Genomic DNA, 15,774 nt, shown 5'->3' with positions numbered 1-15,774 from the left:
TACTTGTAATATAACGAGAATTGCCGCGTAAGCCAAAGAAGACCGAAATTATCGTCGATGGTATTTCTGACAGGAGTATTCCGGGCCGAGATTGACTCCCCCTAAATCCTGCAAAGGTCATTTGTGCTGATTTTTTCGTACAACTCTCCTAATCAGAACAGTAGAAATGTTTTGCGACAAATGACAGAAATAATCGTTGCAGATATTAAATTTTCACACATTACCAAAAAATGCAACCTAGGTTTTGCTTGGTAAATATTTAATCAAGGAGCAATCTTATGAAACAGGTTACCGAGCAACAATCTGTCACATTTGAGGATCGTCGCCAAAACCGCGATAGTAATCGACCTGATGGAATTGGTGAACGACGACAATTCAGTAACTCGTACAATTCAGAAAACCAGGACGTCAATGAGCTGGCGCTGGCCATCGACCAGTACAAGCTGCGTCACCGCCGACGGTTCATCACGTTTGAAGAATTGCATTCTGTCGTCACCGGTCTGGGTTACCACAAATAGACCGACCACGATTGAATCACAGTTATTTTAATCATAGTCGTCGAGTGTAGAGAGTGCCTGCAGCGGCACTGCGCGAATTTTGTAGATGGGGTGATTCTTAATAGCATCACATCTCGTGTCTCTCGCAGGCTCTGTCGACGCCGAACGCTCGATCAAAATTGCGATGCGTATTGCCGTAAGATTTTTGACGCGTCACGCTGATCCCGCAGTTTCTGGCAGCCCACGCTGAGAGGTATAAAGTCGATTCACTTACTCCTCTCATTTTTTCTTTTTTCTGGTGAGAAACTCTCCAAATCGTTTCTCAGGCAGCCTTTTTTTCTCACAAAATGCCAGAAAATTCTAACTTTTCCTCAAGTTTGCAGCCACCACGCTTCAGATTGATGTTGACCTAATCTCCAACATTTGGAAAATCCCCTCACGATACCACCCCAATAACGAAGAGTTAAGCCGCATTGTGTTGCTGACTCCCCATTCAGACAGAGCATTTCAGCTCATATACTGATTAATCCTATATTTGCAGGTTGTACATTGAAAGCTTCCCTTCTTTGTCTTGCCATCGTGTTTTCAGCCGGACTTCAATTGAACGCCGCTGAAATGCCTACGCTTTATACTCCCGCAGATGACTTTGATGCGGTCATTCGTGGTCAAAGTCCACCACCGACGTATGAAGAGTCGGTTCCGTTTGGAACGACGCCTCAGAATGGCGGCTCGTATGCGGCCCCGAATGGGCAGGCATTTGATCCGAATGCAGGAGGCGGAAATCTGTACGGAGCACCACAGGCGGGCTATGATCCATTTCTCACTCCCGGTGGTCCAGGCATGGACCCGTATGGGGCACAGCAGATGCCCAGTTATACGACTGGTTTGAATGGACCACAGCCATACCGTTTTGGATGGACCTCCAGATTTGAATTTGGCTTTTTGCCCAAAGCACGCACCTATGTTCCTCCAGGAGGAGTCGCTGGCGGTAATTTTGCCGTTACTGAAACCGACATTGATCTGCAGTACACAACTCCGACTCGCAATGGCTGGATTTTCATGTTTACTCCAGAATTTGACTACCGCGGTTGGGATGGTCCCCAATTTATCTCATTGCCGGGCAAGGGATTTCGGTTTGGTACTGACCTCCAGTTATCAACACCGGCTAACGGACTGTGGAGCGTTCAGCTCGGATTTACTCCTGCGATTGCCTCCGATTTGGGTAAAAGTTTAAGCTCGAATGCCTGGCAGTTTGATGCGCGGGTTGTGTTATTCTTCCGACCTTCTGAGACCTGGATGTTCGCCGCAGGGGCCGCCTACTGGGACAGGGTAGGAGATTATGTCATTCCTTACGCCGGTGCGGTCTGGACACCCAATGATCTTTGGGAAGTTCGAGCCATGTTCCCCAAATCCCGTGTCAGCCGATTCATGGGGAATATGGGGGGCAAAAGCGTCTGGGTCTATGGTAGCTTTGAATACGATATCGAAGCGTTTCAGGTCGAACGGCCAGGCGTAGTAGGCCGCGATCAGGTGGAATTCAAGGATTACGTCATGATGCTCGGTATTCGTAGCGACAACGGCTGTCGGTCAATGTTCCTCGAAGCAGGGGGAATTATGAAACGTGAGGCTGACTTCAGAAGCGGTGGTGGATTTGACATCAAAGATGGCTTCATCGCCCGTTTCGGAATGCAATTTTAATCCGCTCTCTAGTTCGATTTCCAGCATAACCCTGATAAAGGTAATTCATTCGTGAATCCTCCTGCAGCTGTCATCCTTGCCGCCGGTAAGAGCACAAGGATGAAGTCAGAGCTTCCCAAAGTTCTGCATCCCATTCTGGGACGTCCGATGATTGAATATGTTCTGGATGCGGCACGCGCCGCGCATTGCCAGAAATTGGTTGTCATCGTCGGTCATAAAGCAGATGAGGTGAAAGCAGCACTCGCCGATCATTCCGATGTGGAATTTGCATTGCAGGCTGACCAGAAAGGAACGGGTCACGCTGTGATGATGAGTGCCGACAAGCTGGCCGATCACGATGGCTCCGTTTTAGTCCTCGCCGGTGATACGCCACTCTTGAAAGGAAGCTCTCTCGCGAAGCTGCTCGAGATTCAACAGCAGAACCAGGCTGCCTGTGTTGTAGGAACAGCGACGACAAAAGCCAATCAAGGTCTGGGACGTATTGTTCGCGATGCGAATGGCAAATTCTTGCGGATCGTAGAGCAAAAAGATGCAACTCCCGAAGAGGCCGCGATTGAAGAGATCAATACTGGCTGCTTTGCCTTTGACGGGCGGCAATTATTCCATGCGTTGGAAAAGGTGAAGCCCGATAACAGTCAGGCGGAATACTATCTGACGGACTGTGCAGAGATCCTGCTTAAAGAAGGCGAGACAGTTCTGGCTGATCCCGTCTTTGATATCCAGGAGGCAATGGGCATTAATACTCAGGAACAACTGGCCGAAGTGGCTCAGATTCTTCAACAGACGCCTGCTGAATAATCGATAAAGATTCGCGCGTTTGGTTAGCCGTTAGTTCCTGCAAAGAGTGTCTCTAAAACGGCATTTGGGGACTTTCGCTCGAAATCGAAAGCTCGTGCTTGACTTCTTTCTCTCGATAAGCGTGAATAGGGAAGTATGCCAAACAGATCCGTTCGGCGCTGACGGCCTTTGTTCCCGCAACTCAAAGTATCGCACTACTGCAGGCTTCGCTTTCAATGTATGATCATTTGACTCTTCTTAGTGGACGAGCTCATCCTCAATTAGCTAGAGAAATCGCGGAATATCTCGGCATTCGACTGGCTTCGGTAGAGTTATCCAATTTTCCCGATGGGGAAATCAGTCTGAAACTTAATCAGAATGTCCGGGGGCGGGACGTATTCATCGTTCAGCCAACATCGCCTCCGGTGAATGACAATCTGATGGAATTGTTGATTCTGATGGACGCCTGTCGTCGTGCGAGCGCAGAACGCATTACCGCCGTCATTCCTTATTTCGGATATGCCAGACAGGACCGTAAAGATTCTGGTCGGGTACCGATTACTTCAAAGCTGGTCGCCAATCTGATCAATGAAGCAGGGGCCGACCGGGTGCTGGCGATGGATTTGCACGCGGCACAGATCCAGGGCTTTTTTGATACGCCCGTTGATCACTTGTACGCGGCTCCGATTTTGGATCGTTACTTCAGATCGCTAAATATTCCAGATAAAGACCTGGTAGTGGTTAGCCCTGATGAAGGTAGTATCAAACGTACGCTACAGCATAACGACAATATCGGGGGCACGCTGGCGATAGTTGATAAACGCCGCAAAAACGCGTTGGAAACACAGCAGGCAAATATTATTGGTGGGCCTATCGAAGGTAAAGTGGCCCTGATCTTCGATGATATGATTTCGACCGCGGGTTCTATTGTTGGGGCAGCCAATGTGGTCAAAGAACACGGTGCCAGTGAAATTTATGTCGGTGCATCACATGCTGTCTTTTGTGGTTCTGCGATTAAGTTGCTGAGCGAAGCACCCATTAAAGAAATCGTGGTCACGAACAGTCTGCCGATTCCTGATCAGGATAAACTCTCCAATTTAAGAACGATTTCGATTGCACCTTTGCTAGGTGAAGCCATTCGACGCATTCACCGTAACGAATCGGTCAGCCATCTGTTTGATTAGCAATGTCGTGGAGTGGAGCCGAATACGGTAATCCCGAGTTGCGATCGGAATGAAGAGACTGCAATGGCGCGAAATGAAGAAGACCGCGAAGACCTGATGCGGGAAGCGACGGCGTTATTTCCCCGTGCTGAACTGCAGGTCGTTCACGAATCGTTTCCCGTCTTCTGGGGACAAAAGAAAAGCGGCCATTTCTCTTTTTACTTTGGCAGCGATCCGGTTTACCAGTTTGATCAGACCGGGTTCTTAAGGCGCGCTTATATCGAGGGCGCTTTGTATCGCACCCAGGGAAACACTCTGGCTCGGTTGACCCGCGTCAGGAATTCTGAAGAAACCATTCTCAATCGCTACGATCTGTCTATAACAGAGGTAGGGTTATTATTGCAGACGATGGCGGACCGGTTTCGGAAATTGGAATCTGCCTTCCGTGAAGAATCGGGGATTCAGAAGATCCAGACTCTGCCTGATGATGCCGAAAGTGAATTACGCGACCAGATTCAAACTCAAATCCAGCAGGTTCTGCAGCACGCAGATCAACTGTCGCCGCGGATTCGTGGTAAACGTTGAGTCAGATCTTTCGTCCCCGCTCTCCTGAAAGTGGTTTTTCGATGCAGAAACTTATCATAGGCTGTGGTTATGTCGGCTTGTCGGTCGCTCAAAAGTGGCTGGAGCAGGGGCATACTGTTTCTGCGCTCACGCGCTCTGAAACGCACGCCACTGAATTCACGAAACTCGGAATCACACCTGTTATGGGGGATATTACCCGGCCCGATTCACTCAAGGGATTGCCAGAATCAGAGACGGTCCTGTATGCCGTAGGCTTTGATCGTTCGGCTGAGAAATCGCGGCGTGAGATCTATGTCGAGGGATTGAACCACGCACTGTCAGAAATCAAACAGCGAACTCAGAAAATCATATACCTCTCCAGTACCAGCGTTTATGGACAATCTGCCGGCGAATGGGTCGATGAAACATCCAATTGTGAACCGGAACGGGAAAACGGCCAGATTTGCCTCGAAGCGGAGCAGTTATTTGAACAGCACGGATTGCTGTCCAAACGGGAACAACGCGGAACTGCGACGGCTGTGATTTTCAGGCTGGCCGGTATTTATGGACCTGGGAGGCTCCTGGCTCGGATGCAGCAAATCAAGGCGGGTGAACCGCTGTCAGGTAGCCCGGACGCCTGGCTGAATCTGATTCATGTCACAGATATCGTGAATACAATCCTGAAATGTGATACAAACATTCATCTGGAATCGCATTATCTGGTTAGTGACAGCCGTCCGATTACTCGGCAGGAATACTATGAAACGCTGGCCGAGCTGATCAAGGCGCCGCTTCCTCAATTTGCGGCAGAGACGCCAGAGCAACCTGCTGTGAAGTCCCAACGCATGCACAGCACCGAACGTGCAGCAGGACTGAATAAACGTTGCTGTAATAAAAGGTTACGTGAAGAGTTGGGGGTAGAGCTGGTTTATCCGACGATTCAGGAAGGTCTTCCACAGGCTGTCGAAAATACTTAAGAGATGGTAACTGATTGACCGCCTCACTTTAGGTTTGGTTATCAAGTGTGTATGCTGTGATGATTCACGCAGTCAATGACATCTCATGTTCGAGACGTTCGCAAAAATTCAACATATCATTAACGTAACTCATGCCTAAAACTTATCAAGTGAAGCCAGTAACAGGTCCCGTTGAGGGAACTGTCAGACCTCCCGGGTCCAAAAGCATTACCAACCGTGCATTAATCGTGGCGGCACTCTCGGAGGGCACAACCCATCTGACCGGTGTGCTTGATAGCCAGGACACGCAGGTGATGATTGAAAGCCTGAATCGTCTGGGCATTAGTGTCAAACACGATGTAAAGTCATGTACCATTGAAGTCAAAGGCTGTGCCGGAAAGATTCCGCAGCAGTCAGCTTCACTCTGGTTGGAAAACAGTGGAACCAGCATCCGGTTTTTGACGGCTCTTTGTGCGAGCGGTAATGGGGAATATGTTTTAGACGGCAATGCACGCATGCAAGAGCGGCCGATTCAAGATCTGGTGGAAGCATTAGCAAGATTGGGAGTCGATGTCGTCTGTGAAAATGGCACCGGCTGTCCACCGGTTTGCGTGAAAGCAAAGGGACTACCGGGCGGAGAAACTTCCATTTCAGGTAGCGTTTCCAGCCAGTATTTAAGCGCATTACTGATGGTGGCTCCCGCCGCACAAGGTCCAATCACGATTACGATTCTGGATGAAATGGTGTCAAAGCCTTATCTGGATATCACACTCGGTGTGATGGCACAATTCGGTGTCACCATCAATCGGCTTGACGCTTCCGTCTGGAGAATACAACCTCAAACTTACCAACGGACTGTGGCGTATGATATTGAGCCCGATGCCTCTGCGGCCAGCTACTTTTTTGCTGCCGCTGCGATTACAGGCGGGGCGGTCACTGTGGAAGGTTTGAATCAGGATGCACTGCAAGGCGACATTAATTTTATCCGAGTCCTGGAAGACATGGGCTGTGAGATCAAACGCGGACGCGATAGTATCACCGTTCACGGAAAAGCTCTCAAAGGCATCGACGTGGATATGAATGATATCAGTGATACCGCGCAAACGTTAGCAGCCGTTGCTTTATTTGCAGAAGGGCCGACCTGTATCAGAAACGTGGGACATATTCGCCACAAAGAAACAGACCGTCTTGCCGCGATTGCCACCGAATTGAAACGCATGGGGATTCAGGTTGAAGAAACCGAAGATTCCGTCACTATTTATCCGGGGGAAATTCAACCAGCCACAATCGAGACATACGATGATCATCGGATGGCGATGAGCTTTGCTCTGGTTGGCTTAAAAGTACCTGGTATCGTGATTTCTGATCCCGATTGTACGATCAAAACGTACCCCCATTTCTTTGCCGATCTGGAACGCTTGTGTGGTCAGTCATCGTGAAAAAGAAAAATGTCTGGAAACAAAAAACATCCTCTGCTGCCCCCGAGATCGATTCCGAAAGTATACCGTTGCCGCAATCTTTTCGATCGGCACGCGAACTCGCTTTTTTTCTGCTTGAAGAATATCGCCTGAACAATCAATTTATCAGCGATTCGATTCAGCGCTGGGAACGTCGTATCGACCTGTCTTCCAAGGATCGGCGATTGGCGATGGAGATCAGTATTGGTGTGATTCGACGCCAATTGACCCTGGATACGTTGATCGAAAGCCAGCTAACGCGTCCTCGCGAAAAAGTGGAAGCCCCCTTGTGGACGCTGCTGCAAACGGGCGTGTATCAACTGGTCATTCTGGATCAGATTCCCGTTCATGCTGCTGTTTCAGAGACCGTTGATCTTGCTGGGAAACTGAATCGGGTTCGCTGGAAAAAAATGGTCAACGCCATTTTACGCTCTATCGATAGGCTGCTGAATGAGGACCTCGCAACAACGCCACAAGCCAGCGCGATTCCCTTAAGCACCGACCGTTATCGCAGCTTCAATACAGATTTGTTTGACGATCCCGAAGCCAATCCAGCAGGATATCTTTCCAGAGCATTCAGTTTTCCACGAACGCTGATCTCGGATTGGCTGACACACTTTGGTTGGGAGCAGACGCTTCAGATTGCCCAATGGTTTAATCAACGCAATAAATTGTATTTGCGGGCCAATGTCTTGAAAACGAGTCGCGATGACTTACTGGAAGAATTTCAAGAGGCGGGCATTCAGGCCAGTCCGGGAAAAGAACCGCAATCGATCAAGCTGGATGAAATTGTTCCATTGGAATCGCTGGTTGGATTGGAGTCCGGCAAATTCACGATTCAAGATGAATCTGCCATCGCCGCCGGTAACCTGCTCAATCCTCAACCAGAGGAAATCGTTTTGGATTTGTGTGCGGCTCCCGGAACCAAGACTACGCTTCTGGCAGAGTTGATGTACGATCGAGGCACGATCATTGCCACGGATGTCAGCGAGGATCGGCTCGACAAAATTGAACAGAACGCATCGCGACTGGGACTGACGAGCATTCAAACTCAACTCATTCATCCACACGAGACAACATTGCCCGAAGGCCCCTTTGATGCGATTTTGGTTGACGCGCCCTGTTCTAATTCCGGAGTGCTGGGAAAGCGACCGGAAGCACGCTGGCGAATTAACGACGAGGCCATCAAGGAATTAACAGAAATCCAGAGGAACCTGCTGCAACTTGCTCTGGATCACCTGAAACCGGAAGGACGGTTGGTTTATTCAACCTGCTCTTTCGACTCCAGAGAGAACGAGGAGCTGCTACAAAGCGTTCTCAGAGATTATCCGGACCGGAAGATCATTCAGGAAAATCGGCATCTCCCCGGAGACCCCAGTGATGGTGGATATCAGGGACTCGTCCAATAATCGCCGATTAAGGTGTACTTAGGTTTATTGTTTTGGCGGTGTGGGAGTGTGAGGTACATAGCCACAGCGAGAAAAAGGGCGAAACGGGCCTTAATGGTTGCCGTTTGCTTAAACAGATAGTAAGATTCGGGTTTATGAAATTTGGCAATAGCTTATGTGAATAAACTCTATTGTCTGCTTCCATCTGCGCGCTAGCTGCAATAAAGGAAAATAGTGTGAGTGTCGACGAATTAATTGACGTAAAAGGTGTATTACAAAGCTCCGAAGGCGTAGGATTCTCAGATGTAGAACAGTTGTCAGAAATTGTCTGCTCTGATCAGGTCTCTGATTTACGCAATGAAGTGCAAGCGCTCGTCAAAGATATTGCTGAAGGTCAGGCTTCTGCCGGGCTGAATGCAAGAGCGGGGATTGCCTTGCATTTGTTGGGACAACACAAAGACGCCGTTTTGCAACTTGAGAAAGTGCAAGACAACGCGGCAGCCAGTTTCTATCAGTCTGTTTCGCTAATCGCGTTGAAACGATACGACGAAGCCGATAAGCAGTTGGAAGCATCAGCAAAGCTTGGCTACGATTCAATTGAGTGCTCTCTCAGAAGAGCAGAAACATTGCGTCTGGTAGGAAAACTGGACGAAGCAGAAGCGATTCTTTCCTCCATCGCCAAAGATGCCGCTGGCCGTGCTGAGTACTCTTTCCAGATGGGATGTATTCGCTCAGACCGCGGTGATCTGTATGGAGCCATCGAGTATTTCGAACGAGCCGTCGATATGGACCCGCGTCACTCGCGAGCCATTTTTCGTCTTGCTGGGGAAAACGCCTCACGCGGAAATGACGAAGACGCGATTCGCCTTTATGAACAGTCACTCTCCAGTCCTCCCTTTTATCTTGGAGCGATCCTGAATCTGGGATTGCTCTATGAGGATATGGAAAACTATCCCGCTGCTGCATTTTGTTTCCGACGGATTCTGGAAACAGATCCGAGCAACGAAATGGCTGCGATGTACCTCAAGGACATCGAAGCGGCTGATAACATGTATTACGACGAAGAGACCGCACGCAACGAAGCCCGCATGAAACAATTGCTGGATCGGCCTGTTACCGACTTCGAACTTTCTGTTCGCAGCCGAAACTGCCTGCATGCGATGGATATTCATACGCTGGGTGACCTGACACGCGTCAGTGAAAATGACCTGTTAGCCGGCAAGAACTTTGGTCAGACCTCGCTCGATGAAATTCGCGAGATGCTGTCCTCGTTCGGCTTGCACATCGGTGCAAACCTGCACGAATCTCTGGGAACAGAAGGCGGCTACGCAGCCTTGCCACCAGAGTTGGCTGATAACCCGGTCACTGAAAAACCCATTTCCGATCTGGGACTTTCTGTACGTTCACGAAAATGTATGTCACGTCTTGGGATTGGCTCCATTGGTGAACTGCTTCGTCGCAGCCCGGATGAGTTGCTGGCCAGCCGTAATTTCGGTGTGACTTCACTCAACGAAATCCGCGAAAAACTGGGTGAGATGGCCCTCAAGCTGCGTAACGATTAGTGAATTGGAAAGATGCAGAATTTCTCTCAGAGAACTCTTGCCAGATCTTTCATGATTCAATAAACTTCGGTCCCGGGTTCAACACTGCTTCAGTGGTGAACCCGAGTTGAGCTACTGTGTCTGAGAAATACAGAAACTGCATTACCCGGTAGTGTAATGGTAGCACAGCAGATTTTGATTCTGCTAGTCAAGGTTCGAGCCCTTGCCGGGTAATATTAAATAAAAAACGCATTCCTGATTGGAATGCGTTTTTTTTACGTCGTGTTTTCACTGGCTCGATTTACAAACTACATTCGCTCGCAGGTTCGAATTCCCAGGAGAGACAAGCCATGCTCGATCACCCGGGCCGTTAAATCACATAGCAGCAGTCGGCTGGTCTTAACCTGTTCCTCTTCGGCTTTCAGCACGTGGCATTGGTTGTAGAATGAACTGAAGAGGTTTGAGAGCTCGAACAGGTAGTTCGTCAGATAATTCGGACGTGCCTCAACTCCCACACTCTCCAGGATTTCCGAATAGCGGTTGATCTGCAGCGCCAGGGCACGTTCCGTCTCGTCCTGCAGTCGAAGGGCTGCCTGATTGTTTCGCAGCGTCTCGCGGTCAATGTTGCCTTTGCGGAAAATACCAGACACACGGGCATAGGCATACTGCATATAGGTCGCGGTATCGCCGCGGTTTGCCAGCATCTTGTACCAGTCAAACATGTAATCGCTGTCTCGGTTGTGTTTCAGGTCGGCGTACTTGATTCCACCCAAACCAATGATTTCGGCAATCTGTTGACGTTCTGCTTCGCTCAGCTCCGGTCCATCCAGTTTGGCTTCATCGTTTTCAGCAATGATTGTGTAGGCCCTTTGGATTGATTCATCCAGCAGGCTTTCCAGGCCGACATTATCACCGGCTCTGGTTTTCAGGGGGCGTCCATCTTTGCCTAGAACTGATCCGAAGCTCACATGCTGCAAATTCAAATCAGTGAAACCCCACTCTTTGACGGTGGCAAACAACAGTTGAAAATGATCGCTTTGCCGGGAGTCAACCACGTAGAGCACGCGGTCGGCTTTCAGTTCTTCGGCCCGATATTTAATGGTCGCCAAGTCGGTTGTGGCATAGGTAAACGCACCATCCTGCTTCTGAACGATAAAGGGGGCTCTGAAGCCTTCAACGAAGACGCAAATCGCGCCCTGGCTTTCTTTGGCAAGTCCCTTTTCTTGGAGATCTTCCACCACATCAGCCAGCATGGGGTGATAAAAACTTTCCCCCAGTGACATATCGAAGTGAATGTTAAGGCGATCGTAAACCGTCTGGATCGCGTCCAGGCATTCCGGCAGAAACTGTTTCCAGAGTGCAAGATTATCAGCATCGCCGGCGTGCAGCTTGGCGGTTTCTTCTCGCGCCATTCGGGCGATATCCGGAAAGGCGATCGCTTTACTGTTAAGGTCTTCATTCTGTTCCAGGGTAGCCAGCTTTTCCTGCATCGAGCTCAGTTCGGATTTTCGTTCCCCGATATCCGATTTCAGTTTTTTGAGCTGCTTCTGGACTTTTTTGTCTGTCTGGTCGGCTGTCGATTCTAGCGTCTGCAGCTTGGCTTCAAGTTGCTCAAGATCGTTCTGGCGTAACGGGACGTTGTTTTTTGTCGTGTGGTAATCCGATAATTGATTAACCAGTCGATACAGGCGCGCCAGTTCATGGACTGACTCTTTTTCAAAAGCGGCTTCGTTCAGAAAGTGCTTATACCCGAAAATGATCATTCCGAACTGGGTTCCCCAGTCGCCGATGTGATTGTCGCCGACAACGTCATGTCCCAGAAACTTCAGTATCCGGTAGTTGGCATCACCAATTACCGTGCTTCTTAAGTGACCCACGTGCATCGGCTTAGCGACGTTAGGGGCTGAAAAGTCGACCACAACTTTCTGAGGAGTTTCCGAAACCGCAACTCCCAGTCGTTCATCTGTTACCAGCTGCTGTGTCTGTTCTTCCAGGCAGTTCAGTTTCAGTTTGATATTAATAAAGCCTGGGCCCGCAACTTCCAGGGGCTCGCAGAGATCAGATAGATCGACTTTTTCTACGATCTGGGCTGCCAGATCCCGTGGCTTCACTCCCTCCAGGCGGTTTGCCAGAGGCATCGCGAAGTTGGCCTGGTAGTCGCCAAATTTGGCATCTTGAGACGCTTTGAGCATTTCGATGACTGATGATGGATCATCGGTCCATTCAGCCAAAACAGGTTCAAATCGTTTTCTGAGTTCAGCGAGAATATTCATGCGATCATTCCAGTAGTGAGATCCTGATCTCTCTCTTTAATGGAAAATGTATGTGACAATCCAATAGACGATGCCCAGAATACACGCTGGGCACGGAGAATGGTAGAAACAGTGGTCTCTTCTATTAGACAGAATCGGCTTTGTCGTCTGCTTTGTCAGCGATATGGGACTGCCAGTCGACTTTGGTGGCATCGGCCCAGAGGCGTTCCAGGTCATATAATTCACGGGTTTCTTCGGTGAAAATATGCAGAACGACGTCCCCATAGTCGCCTAGAATCCAATCGCTGTCCTTGCCTTCGATATTGCGACGATGCGTGCTGTCGCGCTTCATTAATACGCGGATCTCTTCCGCGATCGCATTACTCTGCCTCGTATTTGAGGCAGTCGCGATAATGAAATAATCAAACAAAGGCGTGACTTGAACGACATCCAGTACAACGATGTCTTTACCTTTGAGGTGATCACAGACCTTAGCGCAGAGACAGGCACGTTCTAAGCTGGACGCACTTTCAATAGAATCGGATGGTTGAGAAGGTTCAGTGTTGATTTTCGTAACCTTTAGCCTGGTTCAAATACTTAAAATAACTCTAATGCGTATTGAATAATAAATCCGGCTATGACAACAGAAACCATGCTCATCAATTTGATCAGAATATTCAGGCTTGGTCCACTTGTATCTTTAAATGGATCACCAACAGTATCACCAACTACTGTGGCTTTGTGCGCATCAGTTCCTTTGCCGCCATGAGCACCTGCTTCAATGTACTTCTTAGCATTGTCCCAGGCACCACCGGCATTAGCCATCATAATGGCAACTGCAAACCCACTCGTCAAGGCACCTACTAAGAGCCCGACCACTCCGGGGACTCCTAGAATGACCCCGACAGCGACTGGTGAGAGTAATCCCAGCAGCGCAGGCAGGAGCATTTCACGTTGAGCAGCAGCTGTACTAATTTCGACACAGGCGGCATAATCAGGTTCGGCCTCATTTTCCATAATGCCTTTGATTTCCCGGAACTGGCGGCGCACTTCATCTACCATTGCCCCCGCGGCGCGGCCCACCGCCTTCATCGTCATCGCACAAAAGACGAACGCGACCATCACACCAAAGAAGACACCTACCAGCACCTTAGGGTTTAGTAGAGAGAAATTATAGAACCGGGAAAAATCGGGGACGGTCGCTTTCTTGACGTCCACGCATTCTCCCCGTTCGAGTAGCGCGGTAATATTGAGTCCCCGGATCGTCGCGCCGATATCCGCTTTTTCGATTTTTTCCCGACCAGGAGTGATCTGAGAAACGTTCAACGCGGGAAACAACAAAAATCCCTGGTTGTTGTGTGTCGGTTCGATTCCATCGCGGTTCAATGTGCGCAGGGCAATACAGTTTTTGCTCAGTTTCAACGCAGACGCATTCGACATATCATCGGAGATCGTTTCCACAATCGCGGAATTGACGACCCAGCGTTCAAATCCAACACGGACTTCTTCCACATACGCCGCCAGCAATGCCAGGGCGGTCAACGCAGCAGAGCCAATCGCGAATCCTTTTCCGGTCGCAGCAGTCGTATTTCCCAGGCTGTCCAGTGCATCGGTTCTCTGTCGGACAAAAGGTTCCTGTCCGCTCATCTCGGCATTGCCACCGGCATTATCCGCGATGGGGCCGTATGCGTCTGTCGCCAGGGTGACTCCCAGTGTACTCAACATGCCGACTGCCGCTATCGCGACTCCATACAGGCCCATTGCAAATATTTGGGAATTGGCAAAATCAAATCCCGTACAGAATCCGAAAGCTAAAAGAATGGCGATGCCGATCACGAGGATCGGAACCCAGACACTATAAAAGCCTTCGGCGATTCCCGCGATAATGACTGTCGCAGGGCCCGTTGAAGATTGATCTGCAATAAACCGAGTTGGCTTGAATTCGTCACTGGTCGAATATTCGGTCCATTTACCGATGATCCAACCTGAAACGAGACCACATACAATGGCGCCAAAGACGCCGAATAAAGGTGTGCCAACGACGAGCGGGGAGTCGGCAGGTATGCCGGCAGACTGAGAGGGAATCACCAGCATGATCCAGACCAGCCCAAATGAAGCCACGATCACGCCAATCGCACTGGTATCGATTCCTTTCGCCAGCGCTTTTAATAAATTCTTTTGTGATGCTCCTTCTTCCGCTTTCACCATGAAGATACCGGTGACAGAAAGAAAGATTCCAACCGCTGCCAGACACATGGGCAACAGCAGGCACATCATCTGCATTTTAGGATAACCATGATAGGCGGCAACGCCGAGGGCACCACTGGCAAGAATCGAGCCGCAGTACGATTCATACAAGTCAGCCCCCATTCCGGCGACATCGCCTACATTGTCACCAACATTATCGGCAATTGTTGCCGGGTTTCGCGGATCATCTTCCGGAATGCCTGCTTCGACTTTACCAACAAGGTCAGCACCGACATCTGCGGCTTTAGTGAAAATACCACCGCCGACACGTGCGAATAATGCCTGGCTACTGGCTCCCATGCCAAAACAGAGCATGGTCACAGTGATCTCAGACAGCTCCATTTTTACAACCCAGTGCAGCACACCAAACCACAGGCTGATATCCAGTAAGCCTAAGCCAACAACAACCAGCCCCATTACAGCGCCACTACGGAAAGCGACCTGCAGGCCGCTATTTAATGAATCTTTTGCTGCGTGCGCGGTTCTTGCGCTGGCCAGTGTTGCAGTTCGCATACCGAACCAGCCTGCCAATCCAGAAAAGAAACCACCGGTTAAAAATGCGAATGGGACCCAGTGAGATTGTGTTTTCAGTCCAAACGCCAAGAAGGCCAGTAAGGCACAGACCACGGCAAAGAAGAGTATTACGACTTTGAATTGCCGATCCAGATAAGCGCGGGCACCTTCGCGAACATGTTCGGCGATCGCCTTCATTTTGGGATCACCCTCGCTTTGATTCACCATCCAGCAAAAGAAGCGGAAGGCGGTAAATAAAGCGAAGATCGCAGCGGCAATTGTCACGAGCCAGCTGATCACGACTGTTTCTGACGCAGCTTCAGGTGCTATGTCTGTTGTCGCTTCTGCAGCGATCAGCGAAGCTGAGCAGAAGAAGGCTGAAAACGTAAGTGTGAGGAGAGTTGTAAGAAGACGAACGGGAGAGAGTCGAGCGCGGAAATAAAACCTCATCCTTAGAGTTTACTCCATTTAAATAAGCCGTTGTAAATCTTGTTGTAAAACCTCAAAACCTCAAACGATTCCGGGCAACTATCAGCACGTAATTTCGAATGCTCAAAAAGTTACAAGTTAAAACTCTAGCAAATACTCTGTTCGGGGGAGTGTAACACGTGAAACTCATTTTGCAATAACAGTAATTTAACAAAGTTCGTTAAACGCAAAACTTAAAAACAGTGCAAAGAAACAGTGCCAAGAACAGGGGCTGAACCAGTAAGTCAGCCAC

At 49.5% G+C, this 15,774-nt stretch carries 12 protein-coding genes and 1 tRNA gene; 10 read left to right on the top strand and 3 right to left on the bottom strand.

Features of this window, described 5'->3' with window-relative positions; all coding sequences use genetic code 11:
* Nucleotides 1-278 precede the first annotated feature (278 nt).
* From AAC022_RS00660 to AAC022_RS00615, 10 genes are all read left to right on the top strand, one after another.
* On the top strand, nt 279-518 hold the full coding sequence (locus AAC022_RS00660) for a hypothetical protein (protein ID WP_339726980.1): 240 nt from the start codon (nt 279-281) through the stop codon (nt 516-518).
* 528 nt (nt 519-1,046) lie between these two features.
* Nucleotides 1,047-2,195 carry a hypothetical protein gene (locus AAC022_RS00655; RefSeq protein WP_339726978.1) on the top strand — a complete coding sequence of 383 codons (1,149 nt, stop codon included), beginning with the start codon at nt 1,047-1,049 and terminating at the stop codon, nt 2,193-2,195.
* 51 nt (nt 2,196-2,246) lie between these two features.
* Nucleotides 2,247-2,993: an NTP transferase domain-containing protein gene (locus AAC022_RS00650; protein ID WP_339726977.1), complete on the top strand. Its 747-nt coding sequence runs from the start codon at nt 2,247-2,249 to the stop codon at nt 2,991-2,993.
* A gap of 215 nt (nt 2,994-3,208) precedes the next feature.
* A complete protein-coding gene (locus AAC022_RS00645) occupies nt 3,209-4,156 on the top strand; it encodes a ribose-phosphate pyrophosphokinase (protein WP_339726976.1) in 948 nt (315 codons plus the stop codon).
* Between the two features lie 63 nt (nt 4,157-4,219).
* Entirely contained in the window at nt 4,220-4,720 is a 501-nt protein-coding gene (locus AAC022_RS00640; RefSeq protein ID WP_339726975.1) for a hypothetical protein, read from the top strand.
* Between the two features lie 41 nt (nt 4,721-4,761).
* Complete coding sequence (locus tag AAC022_RS00635) at nt 4,762-5,676, top strand: SDR family oxidoreductase (protein ID WP_339726974.1); 915 nt, start codon at nt 4,762-4,764, stop codon at nt 5,674-5,676.
* Nucleotides 5,677-5,825: 149 nt separating this feature from the next.
* Entirely contained in the window at nt 5,826-7,094 is a 1,269-nt protein-coding gene (aroA, locus tag AAC022_RS00630) for a 3-phosphoshikimate 1-carboxyvinyltransferase (RefSeq protein WP_339726973.1), read from the top strand.
* Nucleotides 7,076-8,521, top strand: a complete 1,446-nt coding sequence (gene rsmB, locus AAC022_RS00625) for a 16S rRNA (cytosine(967)-C(5))-methyltransferase RsmB (protein WP_339726972.1) — start codon at nt 7,076-7,078, stop codon at nt 8,519-8,521. The genes aroA and rsmB overlap by 19 nt, the downstream gene beginning before the upstream one ends.
* Before the next feature lie 215 nt (nt 8,522-8,736).
* Nucleotides 8,737-10,062 carry a DNA-directed RNA polymerase subunit alpha C-terminal domain-containing protein gene (locus tag AAC022_RS00620; protein ID WP_339726970.1) on the top strand — a complete coding sequence of 442 codons (1,326 nt, stop codon included), beginning with the start codon at nt 8,737-8,739 and terminating at the stop codon, nt 10,060-10,062.
* A gap of 142 nt (nt 10,063-10,204) precedes the next feature.
* A tRNA-Gln gene (locus AAC022_RS00615) sits at nt 10,205-10,275 on the top strand.
* A gap of 74 nt (nt 10,276-10,349) precedes the next feature.
* Here AAC022_RS00615 and argS read toward each other — a convergent pair.
* The 3 genes from argS to AAC022_RS00600 all read right to left on the bottom strand — a co-directional run bounded on the left by argS (nt 10,350) and on the right by AAC022_RS00600 (nt 15,503).
* Nucleotides 10,350-12,314 carry an arginine--tRNA ligase gene (gene argS, locus AAC022_RS00610; protein WP_339726968.1) on the bottom strand — a complete coding sequence of 655 codons (1,965 nt, stop codon included), beginning with the start codon at nt 12,312-12,314 and terminating at the stop codon, nt 10,350-10,352.
* A gap of 124 nt (nt 12,315-12,438) precedes the next feature.
* Complete coding sequence (gene rsfS / locus AAC022_RS00605; protein WP_339727642.1) at nt 12,439-12,828, bottom strand: ribosome silencing factor; 390 nt, start codon at nt 12,826-12,828, stop codon at nt 12,439-12,441.
* 62 nt (nt 12,829-12,890) lie between these two features.
* Entirely contained in the window at nt 12,891-15,503 is a 2,613-nt protein-coding gene (locus tag AAC022_RS00600; RefSeq protein ID WP_339726965.1) for a sodium-translocating pyrophosphatase, read from the bottom strand.
* Nucleotides 15,504-15,774 lie beyond the last annotated feature (271 nt).

The sequence above is a fragment of the uncultured Gimesia sp. genome, from assembly GCF_963976445.1.
Classification (GTDB): Bacteria; Planctomycetota; Planctomycetia; order Planctomycetales; family Planctomycetaceae; genus Gimesia.
The sequence above is the reverse complement of the archived record's forward strand: the minus strand, read 5'-3'. Positions and strand labels throughout refer to the sequence as shown.

Excerpts from the sequence above, each read along its gene's own strand:
- AAC022_RS00660 (WP_339726980.1), top strand. The coding sequence starts at position 279 with ATGAAACAGGTTACCGAGCAACAATCTGTCACATTTGAGGATCGTCGC.
- AAC022_RS00645 (WP_339726976.1), top strand. The coding sequence starts at position 3,209 with ATGTATGATCATTTGACTCTTCTTAGTGGACGAGCTCATCCTCAATTA.
- AAC022_RS00640 (WP_339726975.1), top strand. The coding sequence starts at position 4,220 with ATGGCGCGAAATGAAGAAGACCGCGAAGACCTGATGCGGGAAGCGACG.
- AAC022_RS00635 (WP_339726974.1), top strand. The coding sequence starts at position 4,762 with ATGCAGAAACTTATCATAGGCTGTGGTTATGTCGGCTTGTCGGTCGCT.
- argS (WP_339726968.1), bottom strand. The coding sequence starts at position 12,314 with ATGAATATTCTCGCTGAACTCAGAAAACGATTTGAACCTGTTTTGGCT.
- AAC022_RS00600 (WP_339726965.1), bottom strand. The coding sequence starts at position 15,503 with ATGAGGTTTTATTTCCGCGCTCGACTCTCTCCCGTTCGTCTTCTTACA.